Raw genomic sequence first — 16,558 nt, forward strand, 5'->3', positions numbered from 1 at the left:
GGAGCGACCACGAGCAGGATAGAATTGGCGTCCCCCCTTTGGAGATACCAATGACGATTTCACGCCGACAATTCTGCGGAGCTCTCGGAGCCGGCCTCGCCATGTCCAACGCGGACCTGTTCGCGGATCCGACGCCTCCCAAGCCACTCCGAGTGATCGCCTACAACATTTACCGACTCGCGGGATGGCCGAATCAACGTAGCTCGGCGAAGGAAGCGGTTGCCAAAGGGCAGATGGCAAAGCGATTGGCGATGGAACTGGCCCTGCACGATCCCGACATCATCAACTTCTCCGAATCACCCGCGGTGGAATTGACCGAAGAAGTGGCCGAACTTCTCGGAATGAATCATGTTCGATTTCCAAGCGGTGGCAATTGGCCAGGAACGCTGCTGAGTAAGTTCGAGATCACGGAGTCAAAGAACGCCCCCATGCAAGGCGGCAGGCCGAAAGAGTTGTTCACCCGACATTGGGGACAAGCCACGGTGAACGTGTCGGACGACGAACCATTGATCGTGCATTCGGCCCATCTCTTCCCAACCGCCGATCCCACCGTTCGGCTGAGAGAAATTCGAGCGATGATCGAATCGATGAAACCAGATCTGGATGCCGGTCGGTCGATGCTTTTGATCGGCGACCTGAATCACAGTCCCGACACAGATGAATACAAACTTTGGATGGACGCTGGTTGGGTCGACACGTTCACCCAAGTCGGCCAAGGCGAAGGCCCAACCATCAAGTCGGACATTCCCAAGTGGCGGATCGACTACGTCCTGGCCGCTGGACCGATTGCCGATCGAATCGTTGAATCCAGGCCCTTGTTTGAAGGGGCCTTCCGGCTCAACATCAATGACGAGACCTCGTTTGCCTTGAGTGATCATCTTCCACAATTGGCAGTCTTTGAATCGCAATAGACGAACCTCCTCCGAAAATGGCAGAGGCGAAAGTTCCATGGACGGTGGGACGACAATCTCGTCGTTCAAGCACCGAACGACGCCGCGGCAACGAACGACACACTTGGCAGATTCCCTGATCGACGCCAAAGGGCCGTCTCTGAAATCACAGCCGGTGCTTTGGGGGGAGGATCGATGACACCAGCGGAACTTCTCAACGCTGGCACTCGGCAAACGACGCGGAGGCACGTCGTCCCCTTGGAAATCCGCCCCCTCGATCGGCTGTCGAGGGTCATGAACGCGAGGAATCATCGTCAGCTCAATTGTGTGGGGCCGAAAATCCCCTAGGTTTTCTCCGTAAAACCAATTGGATTTGTGGAGTGTATTTGGCATGGACGAAGAATCGGCGGACAAACATGAGCTATTCCTGACGCTATTCACCGCGAATGAGGCGGCGATTCGTGCGTTTGTGCGCCGCTTGGTGCCCACTCGGCAGGACACAGCCGACGTGATGCAGGGGATCACGCTCGTTCTTTGGCGGAAGTTTGACCAACTCGACGATCGCGATGGGTTTCGCAAGTGGGCGTTTCGCGTGGCTCGATATGAATCGCTCGGATGGCTTCGCGACAAGGGTCGTGACCGTCATGTGCTGTCCGAGGACCTGCTTCACTTGGTCGCTGAAGAGGCAACTCGGGATGAATCCTGGCTGGCTGCCCAGCGTGATGCGTTGGATCAATGCCTTGAAAAACTACCTCAACCGAACAGACAACTTGTACTAGCGGCCTATGCGCCGGAAGCCGAGATTCAACAGGTTGCTCAGCGGAGCGGTCGGACGGTGGGCGCGTTTTATCAATGGTTGCACCGGATTCGCTTGCAACTGGTTGAGTGCACCCGACGGACCCTCGGGACGGAGGGACTGTCATGAGTCGCCCTTCCGACAAGCAAACTCTGATTGCAGACTATGCAGCCGGAATCATTGACGCCGATGCCCTCGGCGAGCTTGAACGATCGCTGCGTGTGGATGCAGAGTTCCGACGTGCTTTCATTGAATACCTGAATCTGGACTCAGCCCTATCAGATCTGGCCGCTCTCTCGGATGCCGAATTCGATGCGATCAATTCGGAGCACGCGCCGACTCCGGAAACCCCCGTCGTCCTTCCGTGGTCAGCTTGGCAACCTTTTGGCATTCTGGCTGGCCTCGCTGCTGCCGTGCTCCTGGTCGTGGGAATCGTATGGTTCAAACCAACGGCCGAACCACAATCGACAGCGGCAGCAGTTACGGTGGAGGTCATTTCTCTCGATGCGGCCCAACTGGCTGGTGTCGATCAGACAGTTCGGGTTGGCGACTGGATCGAATGGAATCGCATCCGCCTGGAATCAGGAGCAATCCAGGTTCGATTGGACAATGGTGTTGTCCTCGACTTGTCTGGTCCACTGGACGGCACCCTGGAATCCTCGATGCGTTTGCGACTCGCGCACGGGCGTCTGAATGCGGATGTTGGGGAGTCAGGCCAAGGCTTCACGGTCGTGACCGATCATGGAGAAATCATCGATCTTGGCACTCGTTTCGGCGTCGATGTGTCTGACGACGAAGCGAGCGTGGCTGTCTTTGACGGTGAAGTCAAAGTCGACTCTCAGGGCAATTCCAAAATTGGACGCCCGCTGAACGTCTTCGAAGGCGAAGGGGTCCGTCTTCGCAAAGGTCGCAAGCCGCGTCGACTGTCCGCTGTCTGGTTGTCGCAGGGACCATTCGGTCTTTCCGCGAGCAACGCCTCTTCGATCGTGCTCAATGTCACGGACAATGCGGCGACCGATGGCTTTCACCGCTTCTACGGAATCCTTTCCGGTGGAATGCGTGAAGGAACCATTGCCTACACGACGCATGCTTCCACTCCGCGACCGGACGTTGTTTGGCGAGCCGCGGAAGGCGAAGAGTTCCCTGCCGAATTGCTCGGCGCCGACGTCGTTTGCCCGTTCCACGTCGATCGGCAAGAACAGTCGCTGACCATTTCATTGCAACTTGCAGGATCGGCAGACGTTTACGTCATGCATGACCGACGCAGGCAGCCCGCTGCCTGGCTACAGAACGGATTTCAAAAAACCGAGTGGACGCTTCGCAGCGGACCATGGCGTCCGGTGAGCCCTTTGGCTCAGGGAATCGAACCGGATCAAGCTGGTGACCTCTACGTTCAGTACTCGGTCTGGAAGAAGCGTGTCGATGCAGCGAGCAACGTTGAACTCGGTCCACCCCAGACCGATGGCGATCGAGGAAACAAGGCGATGTACGGCATCGCCGTCAAAGGCATCCCCGGACTGTAATCATTGATGACCACCCAATTCCCCCCACATGAATGTCGCATGACCTGCCACTTCATTCTTTCAACTGGATCGCGAATGTTCCGCCTGTTTGTCTCCTTGATCACGCTGCCAGTTGTGTTGGCTGCTTCCCCCGTGTTGGCTCAGCCAGCCACGTTGCAAGAGATGTTTGAGACGGTCGACGCCAATCAAATTGCCAAAGAATCTCGGCTGCGTGGCGATCCGGAACGCGGGGCGATCGTGTTCTACGCCTCTGCAGCGGCATGCGCGAACTGTCATGTGACTGGCGATGGACAGTCACCGCTTGGACCCGACCTGACGCGATTGGGAGAAAGCATCACTGACGTTCACTTGGTTGAATCACTTCTGCATCCCTCCAAATCCATTCGCAAGGGCTACGAAACAGTCCAACTGCTCACAGCCGATGGTGAAGTTCGAGCGGGAATGCTGGTGTCTGAAGACGACGACAAACTGGTACTCCGCGACGCCACCAATTTAGAAGCCAGTCTCTCGATCGCGAAAGACGACATCGAAGCTCGCAATACCTCCCACGTTTCGATGATGCCCGAGGGCTTGGTCGCAACACTGAACTCCCCGCGGGAGTTCCTCGACTTGATCAGCTACCTGCTTGCGATTCATGAAGATGGCCGCGAGCGAGCTGATGCCCTGAAGCCAACCGCGGAGCAATTGATTCCCAAAGACGACACCATCAACCTGAATCACGCCCAGATCATCCGGCGGGCTGAAAACGGAAAGCTGAAACGCGGCAAACAGATTTACGAGTCCACGTGCTATCAGTGCCATGGCAAAGATGGAAACACGCCCTCGCTGGCAACCGCCCGAGCGTTCGGCACACAGAAGCTGAAGTTCGGTGCCGACCCGCACAGCATGTTCAAAACGCTCTCGCATGGAAACGGCTTGATGGCGGCTGCTTCGGCTCTGTCCCCACGGGAACGTTACGAAGTCGTGGCCTACATTCGTCAGCAGTTCATGAAGGACTCCAACCCGGACTACTTTCCGGTCACACCGAAATACTTGAGTTCGCTGCCCAAGGGCACGGACATGGGAGACTTCAAGCTCGATCCCGATCGCGACTACGGTCCGGCGCTGGCATCGCAACTGGGCCGCGACGTCAACAGCGCGTTGACGGTCAAACTGGGCAACCTCTCGATCGCCTACGACTTACACACGATGGATCAAGCCGCGATTTGGTCCGGCGGTTTTCTGGATGTGGATCAAACTCAACACAAACGCGGCCGAGGTGAAGGGTATCCCAAACCGCGAGGCCAAATGGTTGCGGCGTTGGACCTTTGGCAATGGGGCCATGATGGCTCGCTCGACTATCCCAAAACGGATCTGCTGCCGCGTGGTCCGTTGCCACAGCCTTGGCTGAACTATCACGGTCACTTTCTCTGTGGCGACCAAATCGTATTGAACTATTCCGTCGATGGTCGCGAAATTCTCGAAGTGCCATCCGCGATACCAAATCAAACAGCGATCCGACACACGCTGACAATCCATGGCGGGAAGCCGTTGGTGCTGGCAGTCGGAAAGTCGGGGACTGGGCGTGTCCGCCCCATGCTCAAGGGCGACATCGATGACGTGACGCTTTCGTTGGATGACCAGCAACGATGGGTCGTGAAGATTCCCGCCGGTGAAACGACACGCGTGATCGACATCGTTCGATTCGGGGATGCTGCTGCCGACGCAAAGGATCTAGCACTCTCGGCGATTGATCCCGCCGCGATGACGGCAGGTGGCGACCTGCGCTGGCCAGAAGTCTTTGAAACGATCGGCTACCGTGGTTTTCAATCGGGTGCTTACGCGGTGGACACCATTGCCATCCCGGAATCGACACCTTGGAACACCTGGTTCCGTACTTCAGCGATCGATTTCTTTCCCGATGGCCGAATGGCGGTGGCAACCGTTGGGGGTGACGTGTGGATCGTGTCCGGCATCGACGACGACTTGCTGAATGTTCGATGGAAACGGTTCGCGGGCGGCATGTTCGAACCCTTTGGTATCAAAGTGGTCGACGGGCTGATTTATGTGAATTGCCGAGACCGACTGACGCGTCTGCACGACCTCAACCAGGACGGTGAAGCGGACTTCTATGAAAGCTTTAGCGCCGACACGGACGTTTCCACGTTCTTCCATTCGTTCAACTTCGATCTGCAGACGGACGCGGAAGGCAATTTCTACTACGCCAAAAGCGGTCAGTACACGGACTACAAACTTCCGGGCGCGATCGTCAAAGTTTCAGCCGATGGAAAAAGCCGCGAGGTCATCTGCACCGGACTGCGAACGCCCAATGGAATGGGAATTCTGCCCGATGGTCGGCTGACGGTGAGCGACAACCAAGGCACCTGGATGCCAGCATCGAAGATCAATCTCGTCAAACGGGGTGGCTTTTATGGTTACGTGCAGAACAAAGGTGGCGGTGCATGGGCGCCGGATGGTGGAAAGATCGATCACCGAAAAGTGGTCCCGCCGAAGACCTTCGACCCGCCCCTGATTTGGATGCCGCAGGAGGTCGACAATTCATCGGGCGGCCAAGTCTTCGTGGAAGACGAGCGGTTTGGTCCCTTGGCGGGTCGATTGCTGCACACCAGTTTTGGCCAGGGGCATTTGTTCTATCTGATGACGCAGGAAGTGGACGGTTTGGCGCAAGCCGCCCTGGTTCGGTTCCCGCACGACTTTGGTACCGGCATCATGCGAGGACGCGTCAACCCCGTCGATGGACAACTGTATGTGACGGGTCTGAATGGATGGAACGACAACAGACGTGGCGACCTTGCCGATGGCGGCATCGATCGCGTTCGCCACACCGGCCAGCCCATTCGCATGATCACGCACTGCGAAGTGCATCCCGGCGAACTTCGACTCCAATTCAACTTCCCACTGGATCACGCTGCATCGACTGGCGGATCTGCGTACGTGGCCGAGCAATGGAACTACAAGTGGACCGAGAATTACGGTTCCGACTTCTATCATCCTGAAACGGGTGAAATTGGAAAACAAGACCTGCCGATCGAATCGGTTTCCCTCAGCGAGGATGGCAAAACGCTGTCACTCTGGACACCCAACTTGCGTCCCGTCGATCAATTGCACTTGCATATGGAAGTGCAGGACTCCAACGGCAATCCCTTCAACGAAGACGTCTACTGGACCATCCACGGAATCCCGAACGATTGATCCGCAGGATCTTTCCAGAGCGCACTCCAAAGTGGGATAGGCTTCCAGCGATGTCAAAGCACCCACACCGACAGGCTGGAAGCCGCCCCCATCGAACATTCAACAGGCAGCCAAGTGAACAAGTTCATCATCTTCTGCATCCCTCTGGTTTGGCTTTCAGCAACGCTTGCCAACGCGGCAGATTCTCGACCCAACATCATCGTGTTCTACACGGATGATCACGGCCACGCGGATCTGTCCTGCCAAGGAGTTCTTGACGACATCAAGACGCCCAATGTGGATGCATTGGCAAGGATTGGCGTGTTGGCCCGGCATGGCTACAGCACGGCGCCGCAGTGCGTGCCGTCGCGAGCCGGATTGCTGATCGGAAAGTTCCAATCGAAGTTCGGCGTCGAAGCCAACGGAAAAACGTTGCAGGGATTCGATCGCGAGCTGACGATTGCCGAACGCCTGCAGGATGCGGGGTACATGACCGCGCAATTCGGAAAATGGCACCTCGGACCGGGGCCCAAAATCACCGAGCACGGATTCAAGCACGTGTTCAACCAAAACTCCGCCGCCCCCTTTGCCGCCAACATCAATCTGGATGGCAGCGATCGCGAGATGTCGAGCTTGCATCCCCAGATGTATCACGTCGATGGATGCAGCCGAGCTGCGGCCTCGCTGATCGAACGATACAAAGACGATCCCTTCTTTCTGTATGTCGCGTACCGTGCCCCCCACGTCCCGCTGGACGCGCCGCCAAAGTACCTGAATCGATTCCCGGGCAAGATGCCCGAGCGACGTCGGCAAGCATTGGCAATGCTGTCCGCAGTGGACGATGGTGTCGGACGGATCACCGAGACGCTGGCCGAGAACAATCTGACCGAAAAGACACTGATCTTCTACATCGGCGACAACGGCGCACCACTGAAGATTCACAAGCGTGATGCTCCCGGTGGAGGTCCAGGCTGGGACGGTTCTTTGAACGACCCGCTGAACGGTGAAAAAGGGATGCTCTCCGAAGGCGGCATGCACGTCCCGTTTGTGATCGCTTGGCCCGGAACGATTCCCGCCGGGCAAGTGTTCGAGCACCCGGTCAGCGCTCTGGACGTGGCGGCAACGGCTGCGGATTTGGCGAACATCGAATCGAAACCCGGGGACTTCGACGGCGTCAACTTGATTCCGTATCTCACCGGGAAAACGAACGAACCACCGCATGAATTCCTCGCCTGGCGTTGGGTTGCCCAATCGGCCATTCGCGAAGGTGATTGGAAGCTGCTTCGCGGCGGTGACCGCGAGTATTTGTACAACCTAAAAAATGATCTCGAAGAGCAACACGATCTCGCGGGTGATCACCCAGAGATTGCCGATCGTTTACGCGAAAAGCTATCGGGCTGGGCCAGCCAGCTCGATCCGCCCGGCTTGGCCAACGGCGAGATGTCCAAAGCGGCCACCGACTATTTCGATTTCTATCTCGACGGTAAACCGGCGACACCACGGCCTACAAACCCCATCCCGAAATCCGATTCGGCAGGTTCCCAATCCGGATCCAAGAAGTCAGCGTCTGCATGGATCGTCCGCAACGGCAAAATGGATGTCACTAGCGAGGGTTTGCAGATCGCCCCGCAAAAACCAAGCACGAAGCAAACACCGTTCATCACTCGAAATGGTTTGCGTTTGGCCGGCCCGGTTTCCGTCAACATGGTTGTCAAAACGGCAACGTCCGGTGCGATTGGCCTCTGTTGGCGAAACTTAGCCGACAAGGGTTTCGTCGCGGCCAAGCGAATCAATGTTGGCGTCGAGAAATCGGGCCAGTGGCAAACGATCCAAACCAGTCTGCCCGGTGATTCGCCAATCATTCACGTCCGCGTCCACCTTCCCGCCGGCACCACGTCGATCAAGTCCATCGAACTGAAACCCGCTCACGGGAAAACCGTGACTCTATCTCAATAAGCAGTTCGGCAGGAGTCTTTCAGCTTTTGTTTTTTGGGGGTCGCGTCGTTGCTCCCACGTACAACCGGGGCTAACGCCCAAACGGCTCACTTCGTTGCACCCGATCATTCCTGCCGACCTGCTTAGCTGGGGCTGCTGCCTTGGAAGCGGCTCTTCGCCTGATTACCCCTGAAAACCGCACCCTCGAACCCACGCCTCGCTAACAGGTTGGATCTCTTTATGAATACCCGCTCTCGCAACTGGTTTCCGTGGAAGCTTGCTGCACAATGTCCTGTGCCATCCATCGCCCTCGCCATCGTGCTGCTGTGCGGGTCGACAGCCATGGCCGCGAAACCGAACTTTGTGATCACCATCGCCGATGATCACGGCGTGCATCATTCGTCGGTGTATGGATCCAGCGAGTTCCAAACGCCCAACCTTCAACGAATGGCGGAAGAGGGGATTCGATTCGACAACGCCTATGTCGCATCCCCCGCCTGTGCCCCCAGTCGCGCGGCACTTTTCACGGGTCGAATGCCCTACAGCAACGGCGTCGTTGGCAACCACGAAATCGATCTCAAACCCGGTGTCGTTTCGCTGTTGCCGGCACTGTTGGAACAAGGCTACGAGGTCGTTTTTCATGGCAAGGTTGGGCACGCCGGCAGGAAGCACTTTGGCCAATACGTGCCCGACGGTGTCAAGATTCTCGGCGGCGGCGGTTTGCAACAAACGATGACGCTGGATCAGGTGGAAACGTTTCTGCAGCAACGCCCTGAAGACGCTGCACCACTGGCCCTGTTCCTTGGCTGGACAGACACGCACACCGCGTGGCCGCCCAAAGAGGAGGCCAGAATCGCTCCCGAAGACGTCGTCATTCCGCCCAAGATCTTCGACACGCCCGAAGCCCGAGTGGAAATGACGCGATACGTCGAAGGAGCCGAAGACATCGACCGCCGCGTCGGCCAAACTCGACAACTGATCGCCAAACACCTGGACGTGAACAACACCCTGGTCGTTTACACCTCGGACCATGGGATGCCGTGGCCGTTCGCGAAATGGTCTCTCTACGAATCGGGGATCCGCACCCCTTTGATTGCGGTTTGGCCCGGCAAGATCCAGCCCAGTTCGTCGACCGATGCAATGGTCAGTTGGATCGATCTGATGCCGACCCTGATCGACTTGGCTGGTGGAACATCGCCCTCTGGCATCGACGGACGGTCGTTCGCCAAGGTGTTGTTTGGCGAAACCGACCAACATCGCGATGTGATCTTCGCAACGCACAAAGGGGACAAAGAAAAAAATGTCTACCCGATTCGCAGCGTCCGCGTGGGCAAATGGAAATACATCCGCAACCTGCACCCGGAATTCGCCTACACCACCCACACCGACGTGTGGGCCAAGGAATCCCCGCGTGACCCCAAGCACTGGGCGCATGCCGGCCACCACTGGCAATCGTACATCGAAGCAGCCAAAACGGACCCCAAGGCGGCCGCGTTCCTGCATGACTATCACAGCAGTCCTGCCGAAGAGCTTTATCAAATTGAGCAGGACCCGTACGAACAGAACAACCTTGCGGGATCGCCTGACCACGCTGCGAAGCTAGTGGAACTGCGAGCGATGGTTTCCAAGCGAATGGAAGAAGTCGGCGATGACGGATCGCTCAGCGGACCGCCACAGTTACTGAAAGACTTCGCACTGCCACCCACGGCAGGTGACAAGATATTTGACGAGGTTGACGGAACAGTCATCATCGAAATGGAAAGTACGCAGTCGCCGCTGGGCAATTGGAAAAAGCGTACGACGCTGGATCCATTCACCGGCAGCAGCTACCTGGAATTCATGGGCAACAACCCCGGCGTGGGTGCTCCCGATTCACCGCTGAACTACGACTTTCAAATCAACACGCCGGGTGACTATTGGATCTCGATCCGGTCCCACAAACGATTGACGGCCGACGATGGAGTCACCGCACGTAGTGACATGTGCAATGACTGTTACGTTCGTGTCGAGGGAGATTATGTATCCGCGGACCCGACACTGCCGTTGGAATGGCTGCAAAAGGACACGAAGTTCTGGGGGAATGCGGCCGACTTGAACTGGAAAAACTGGTCCAGCAAGGTTGTCGGTGACCACGACATGATCAAAACAGTGCGATACAGGTTTCAGGCGGGCAAGCAATACCGACTGGTTGTATCCGGACGGGCACAGCGTTTCAGTCTGGATCGGATTATCATCACTCGCGTAGGAGACCAGCGATTCAACGAGACGGGCAACGAATCTCGACTGGTGACGACCTGGCAGCAGGCGGAAGTTCAGGAAGTGGGGCAAGACAAATTTGCCGTGTGGCAACCGTTGTCCATCTCTTTCGATGGTCCCAGGGCATCGGAAACCGACGATTCCCCCAACCCGTTTCTCGACTATCGACTGCAGGTTCAGTTCGTTGGGCCCTCGGGACAAACCTATGAGGTGCCCGGCTACTTCGACGGCGATGGAAACGGAGGCAAATCGGGGAACCAGTGGACCGTCAAATTCACTCCGGATGAACAAGGCGCATGGAACTACCAAGCCTCGCTAAGAAGCGGACCCGATGTCGCCGTCTCGTTGATGGACGCCCCGGGTCAGGCCGCGAACCTAAAGCATGCTAGCGGAACGTTGACCGTGCAGCCGCGCGATGATTCGGCATCCGGATTTTCAAAGTGGGGCCGATTGGAATACGTAGGTGGTCACTACCTAAAGTTCCGGGACGGTCCGTATTGGATTCGCGGCGGCGTCGACAGTCCAGAGAACTTCCTTGCCTATGCAGGGTTTGACAACACGCCCGCAAGCCACCGTTACGCCGATCATGCTTCGGATTGGCAAGACGGCGATCCAGACTGGAATGGCGGCAGCGGGAAGCCCATCATCGGTGCGATCAACAGCCTTGCCGACCAGCAGGTCAACAGCCTGTACTTTCTGACGATGAACATCGGTGGCGATGGCGACGACGTGTGGCCCTGGTCGGGAAAGCCAGCACGCAAGGGCAGCCCAACGGACGACAACCGCCACTTCGATCTCAGCAAGCTACGGCAATGGGAAACCGTCTTTGCGCACGCACAGCGAAAAGGGATCCATTTGCACTTTGTATTCAATGAAGCGGAGGAGGCCAACAAGAAAGAGCTCGATGACGGTGAACTTGGTATCGAACGAAAGCTCTACTATCGCGAAATGGTCGCTCGATTCGGTCACCACAATGCGTTGAGCTGGAATCTGTGTGAGGAATACAATCTTGGTTTCGACCTCGGCCCCGAACGAGTTCGTTCGTTTGCCGACTATGTCGGCGCGGTTGATGCCTACGATCATCCCATCACCGTCCACTCCGCGCACGATCCGCTGAAGGAGCTCGAGTTCACCTTCGGTGACCCACGCTTTTCAATGACATCGATTCAACTGAATCAACGCCGGATCGATACGCTGGTCGAAGATTTCCGAACGGCAACCGCCGCCGCTGGTCGTCCATTGCCGATATCCATGGATGAGTTCACGCTAGACGTTGGACAGGATGCCTCATGGAGACCGTTCGATCGTCCCGAGTTGCATCGCCGACAGAAGCTTTGGCCAACCTTGTTATCGGGAGGACAGATCGAATTCATCCTGGAAGACCTGCTGAAGACCGAGTCGTTCAAGACAGCCAATCGTCAAGCACTGTGGAACAGTGTGGCGATCGCACGAACCTTCATGGAAGAACACCTGCCATTCTGGGAGATGTCACCGGCCGATGAATTGGTCGAAGGCGAATCGACTCTGAAGGTCGGGCTGGGTGCGGGAAAATCGTTTCCACTGGACGCTCAGGTTTTCTGCAAACCAGGTCACGTCTACGCGATCTACTATCCAACCGCATCGAAGACGGGGCAACTCGATCTGAGCAGCGATGACGGGAAGTTTCAAGCAAGGTGGTACAACCCCAGAACCGGTCAGTTTGAAGGAACCACTGCGAGCCTGCACGCGGGGAATTGGATCCCGCTCCCCACTGCACCATCAGCCCCCAATCAGGATTGGGTGCTGCTCCTAACCGTTCAAAATGATGAAAGAAGAAACGAACGATGAAAACGACTTGCCTGATAGTTTTTGCACTCATCACAGCGACGTGGATCCCGCAGTCACCGGCACATGCAGAAAAGCCGAACGTGCTGTTCCTGATCGCCGATGACCTGAATACCGCCCTGAGTGGTTTTGGGCACAAGCAGTGCAAGACGCCGAACCTTGATCGGCTCGCTCAGCGAGGTGTGAAGTTCGAGAACATGCACTGTCAGTACCCGGTTTGCGGTGCCTCGCGTGCGTCGATCATGTCCGGCCTGTATCCGTATTCGAATCTGACGCTGGCCAACGACGGCACCTTGCGAGGCAGCATGCCCGACGTGGTGACGCTGTCGCAGACCTTTCGCAACAACGGCTACTACGCGGGACGAGTCAGCAAGATCTACCACATGCGGATCCCGTTTGAGATCATTGACGGAACCGCGGAAAGCGATGATCCCTTCTCATGGGACGAAGCGATCAACATCCAAGCTCCGGAACAAAACGCTCCCGGGGAACGGACGAACTGGTCCCCCAAGAACAACGGGTCGCAGACGTTCACCGGAGTGATCGCATCCGGCGACGACAGCGATCACGCCGATGGGATGGCAGCCGATCGGGCCATCGAGATGCTGGAACAGGTCAAGGACAAACCGTTCTTCCTGGCGGTGGGATTCGTCCGACCGCACGTGCCTCTTGTCGCACCGAAAAAGTATTTCGACCCATACAATCGCGATGAAATGGAAGCACCTGTCGTGCCGGAAAATGACCTGGACGACGTGCCGGGGATCATCCGCGGCTACAAACGCAACAGCACCACGTACGGGGTGACGCCGGAACTGCACCAAGGGCTATTGCAAGCCTACTACGCCAGCGTTTCTTACATGGACGCCCAGGTCGGACGCGTCCTGGATGCACTGGAAGAAAAGGGCTTGGCAGAGAATACGATCGTCGTGTTCACCAGCGATCATGGCTACCTTCTGGGACATCACCACAAGTTCCAAAAGCAACACCTGTTCGAAGAGGCCACGCGAGTGCCGTTGATCATCAGCGTGCCATGGCTCAAAGACCAGCATGGTCGTGGGACCACAAAAATCACGGAACTGGTCGACCTCTACCCGACTCTGGCGGACTTGGCCGGCCTTGCTGCTCCGGACGCTCTTCAGGGAAAAAGCCTGACACCTCTGCTGGTCGATACCGAATCGCCTGCATGGAAGAAGAAGCAGGCATTCACCATCAGCCGCAGCGGCGGGGAATCGATTCGCACAGCGAACTGGCGTTTCACTCAGTGGGGCTTTGGCGAACGAGGTCTGGAACTGTACGACCTGAAAAATGACCCGCATGAATTCACAAACCAAGCAGCCAATCCGGAATACGCCTCGATGGTGAAGAGGTTGCGGGCGCAACTGATCGCAAAACGGGATGCCGCAGGCTTCCAGCAAAATCAGACCGCGATTGAGGAGAAGGTCGGGATGAACAAGCAAAAGAAGTGAACGCGTGAGCCGGCGATCAGATTTCCTCGCTAGGCTGGCACTTGGTTACGAAGATAAGCTGCAGGCACCCCCACTGTTGATTCAGGCGGATTTCGATCTTTCCTATCCGCCGTTTGGGCGTTGGTCCCGCGGACTGTCTCTCAACTTCCGACATTGAGTCGCTGCAACAGGCCGAGAATTTTCTTGCTCAGCGGTGTCAGCTTTGTGCGGCTGAACTGGTCGCCCAGCTTGCGGATCGCTTCGGCTTGCGTTGGATAGGGGTGAATCGCACTTCCAATCTTGCCCAGTCCCAGCCCACCCGTCATGGCCACTGTGATTTCGGAAATCATATCGCCCGCGTTCTCAGCCACGATCGTCGCGCCCACGATCGTGTCAGTCCCCTTCTTGGTATGAACCTTGACGAAGCCTTCGTCTTTGCCTTCCAAGATCGCGCGATCGACTTCGTTGAAATGTTGAACGTAGGTGTCAATTTCGATGCCTGCGTTTTTCGCGTCACTCTCGTACATGCCCACATGCGCGACTTCCGGGGAGGTGTACGTTGCCCAAGGAATCACAAGGTCACTGGCCTTTTTCTTGCCAAACGGACCAACAGCAAACAGAGCATTCTGGATCACAATGCGGGCTTGAAAATCGGCCGTGTGAGTGAATTGGTACTTCGAGCAAACGTCGCCCGCAGCGTAGATGTTCGCGTTGGTCGTCAGCAAATGATCGTTGACCTTCACGCCCTTCTGATCGTATTGAACACCTACGGCTTCCAAGTTGAGGTTTTCGACGTTGGGAGCTCTGCCAACGGCGACCAACAACTGATCGACCGGTTCGTCGTAGCTTAAACCGTGGGCATCAACGGTCAGCCGAATCCCACCCTCGTTGCGAATCTTCAAGTCGTGACCACCGCCGAGGAATTTGACCCCATCCTCGATCATCGCCTGCCGAACAATTTTGGCGGCGTCACGATCTTCGCGAGGCATGATGCCGTGCTCCGATTCGACCAGCAAGACTTCGCTGCCGAGCTGGGCAAACGACTGCGCCATTTCGCAACCGATCGGCCCAGCGCCAATCACCCCCATTCGCCGAGGCAATTCGGTGAGCGAAAAGACGGACTCGTTGGTCAGGTAGTTGACCTCACTCAAACCGTTGATGGGCGGCGCGGCCGCGCGTGCACCCGAGGCGATCACGGCTCGTTTGAACGTGAGCTTCGCTCCACCAACATCGACGGTGTTGGAATCAACAAAGCTTGCCTGTCCAAAGTAAACGTCGACGCCTAGGTCCTTGAATCGCGTGGCCGAATCGTTGTGGCTGATGCCTGCACGAAGCTTCCTCATCCGTTGCATCACCGCCGCAAAGTCAACATCGACGTCCGGCACATTGACTCCAAACTTGCTTGCCGTTTTCGCACTCGCGGCCACGCGAGCCGCGCTGATGATGCCTTTGGAAGGAACGCAACCGACGTTCAAGCAATCACCGCCCATCAAATCTCGTTCGATCAGGGCAACGCGTGCTCCCAATCCGGCTGCACCGGCGGCGGTGACCAAGCCCGCCGTGCCGGCTCCGATCACGACCAAGTGATAGGGCTGCGTGGGCGTTGGGTTGGTCCACTCGGGTGGATGCACGTTCGCCTCGAGGGCTTGGTTGTGTTCGTCGTTGGGTTGTAGCTGGACAAGGTCGGATGTCATGGAAACTCAATTTTCGTAGGTGGTGGAGAGCGGGGTGTGTTGTGTTCGGATGAGGTGCGTTCAAACCACAGGTTCAGCCCCCGCGCGGCCGAAAAACTTCATGCTGAATCGCACGACCAGAGGAAACGCGCCGAGCAAGACAAAGGCGATCACGATCTGAGTCAATTGACTTGGCGTGAACACGGCACCGATTCCTTTGTCTGCCAGCGTTTGCAAGTCAGGGACGCTGGATCCGGCGTAAACGAAAACGGCGGTACCAGCCAGCATCCCCAGTTGGCTGACCCACCAGAACGTTCGGGTACGGATCGGTGTCAGCCCCATGACAGCGTTGATAATGAAGAACGGCACTGCCGGAATCAGACGCAGCGTGAACAAGAAAAACGGCCCTTCTTTCTCCAATGATTGATTGAAGCTTTGCAGACGATCGCCAAATCGCTTTTGAATCGCCTCACGAAACAAGAATCGACTGAGCAAAAAGGCCATGGTCGCTCCTGCGGTCGATGCGAAACTGACCAGCAACAAACCGGGAGCCAGTCCGAAGTACCAACCGTACACCAATGTCAAAACGGCGGCGCCCGGCAACGAAAGCCCGGTCACGACGACATAGACCAAGAACGCAACTCCGTAAACGAGCACCGGATTCTCAGCTTGGAACGCCCGCAACTGGGCCTCCTGTTTGGCCAGACTCTCGAGACTCAGCAGATCGCCGTACTGTGTGTAAGCAACCACCACGACTGCGGCAACGAATAGGAAGACGCCCAGCTTCTTCATCGTCCCGATATTCTTGTCGTCGGTTTGTGGTTCGATTTCCTTCGCCATGGCCGTTTTCCTTGAAGATGTATCAGCGAGTGTGGCATTTGCCGATTCAAACGTGAACGCAGCAGGCAGGCCGCTTGCTGTACGAACGCATTGATAGAGAGATGACGTCCGAGCGTGACAATCCTTACAAGAACGTATCCTAAGCAGGTAGGCAGCAAGGATCGGGTAGAACCATGTGAGCTGTTTGGGCGTTCGCCCCGGTTGT

At 56.8% G+C, this 16,558-nt stretch carries 9 protein-coding genes; 7 read left to right on the forward strand and 2 right to left on the reverse strand.

What is annotated here, in order from left to right:
• The first annotated feature begins 50 nt into the window (after positions 1-50).
• From UH5x_RS08695 to UH5x_RS08725, 7 genes are all read left to right on the forward strand, one after another.
• Positions 51-911: an endonuclease/exonuclease/phosphatase family protein gene (locus tag UH5x_RS08695; RefSeq protein ID WP_047812774.1), complete on the forward strand. Its 861-nt coding sequence runs from the start codon at positions 51-53 to the stop codon at positions 909-911.
• A 370-nt stretch (positions 912-1,281) separates the two neighbouring features.
• Entirely contained in the window at positions 1,282-1,815 is a 534-nt protein-coding gene (locus UH5x_RS08700; RefSeq protein ID WP_047812773.1) for a sigma-70 family RNA polymerase sigma factor, read from the forward strand.
• Complete coding sequence (locus UH5x_RS08705) at positions 1,812-3,209, forward strand: FecR domain-containing protein (RefSeq protein WP_047812772.1); 1,398 nt, start codon at positions 1,812-1,814, stop codon at positions 3,207-3,209. Before UH5x_RS08700 ends, UH5x_RS08705 begins: the two co-directional genes overlap by 4 nt.
• A 75-nt stretch (positions 3,210-3,284) precedes the next feature.
• Positions 3,285-6,401: a DUF6797 domain-containing protein gene (locus tag UH5x_RS08710; protein ID WP_482635430.1), complete on the forward strand. Its 3,117-nt coding sequence runs from the start codon at positions 3,285-3,287 to the stop codon at positions 6,399-6,401.
• Positions 6,402-6,515: 114 nt separating this feature from the next.
• On the forward strand, positions 6,516-8,336 hold the full coding sequence (locus UH5x_RS08715; RefSeq protein ID WP_047812770.1) for a sulfatase family protein: 1,821 nt from the start codon (positions 6,516-6,518) through the stop codon (positions 8,334-8,336).
• Between the two features lie 219 nt (positions 8,337-8,555).
• Complete coding sequence (locus UH5x_RS08720) at positions 8,556-12,398, forward strand: sulfatase-like hydrolase/transferase (protein ID WP_482635431.1); 3,843 nt, start codon at positions 8,556-8,558, stop codon at positions 12,396-12,398.
• Complete coding sequence (locus UH5x_RS08725; RefSeq protein WP_047812769.1) at positions 12,395-13,861, forward strand: sulfatase; 1,467 nt, start codon at positions 12,395-12,397, stop codon at positions 13,859-13,861. Before UH5x_RS08720 ends, UH5x_RS08725 begins: the two co-directional genes overlap by 4 nt.
• A 140-nt stretch (positions 13,862-14,001) precedes the next feature.
• Here UH5x_RS08725 and UH5x_RS08730 read toward each other — a convergent pair whose 3' ends face one another.
• Positions 14,002-15,534, reverse strand: a complete 1,533-nt coding sequence (locus UH5x_RS08730; protein ID WP_047812768.1) for a mercuric reductase — start codon at positions 15,532-15,534, stop codon at positions 14,002-14,004.
• Positions 15,535-15,594: 60 nt separating this feature from the next.
• Complete coding sequence (locus UH5x_RS08735; RefSeq protein ID WP_482635432.1) at positions 15,595-16,353, reverse strand: TVP38/TMEM64 family protein; 759 nt, start codon at positions 16,351-16,353, stop codon at positions 15,595-15,597.
• Positions 16,354-16,558: the final 205 nt, after the last annotated feature.

It is taken from the genome of Rhodopirellula sp. UH5, from assembly GCF_056839225.1.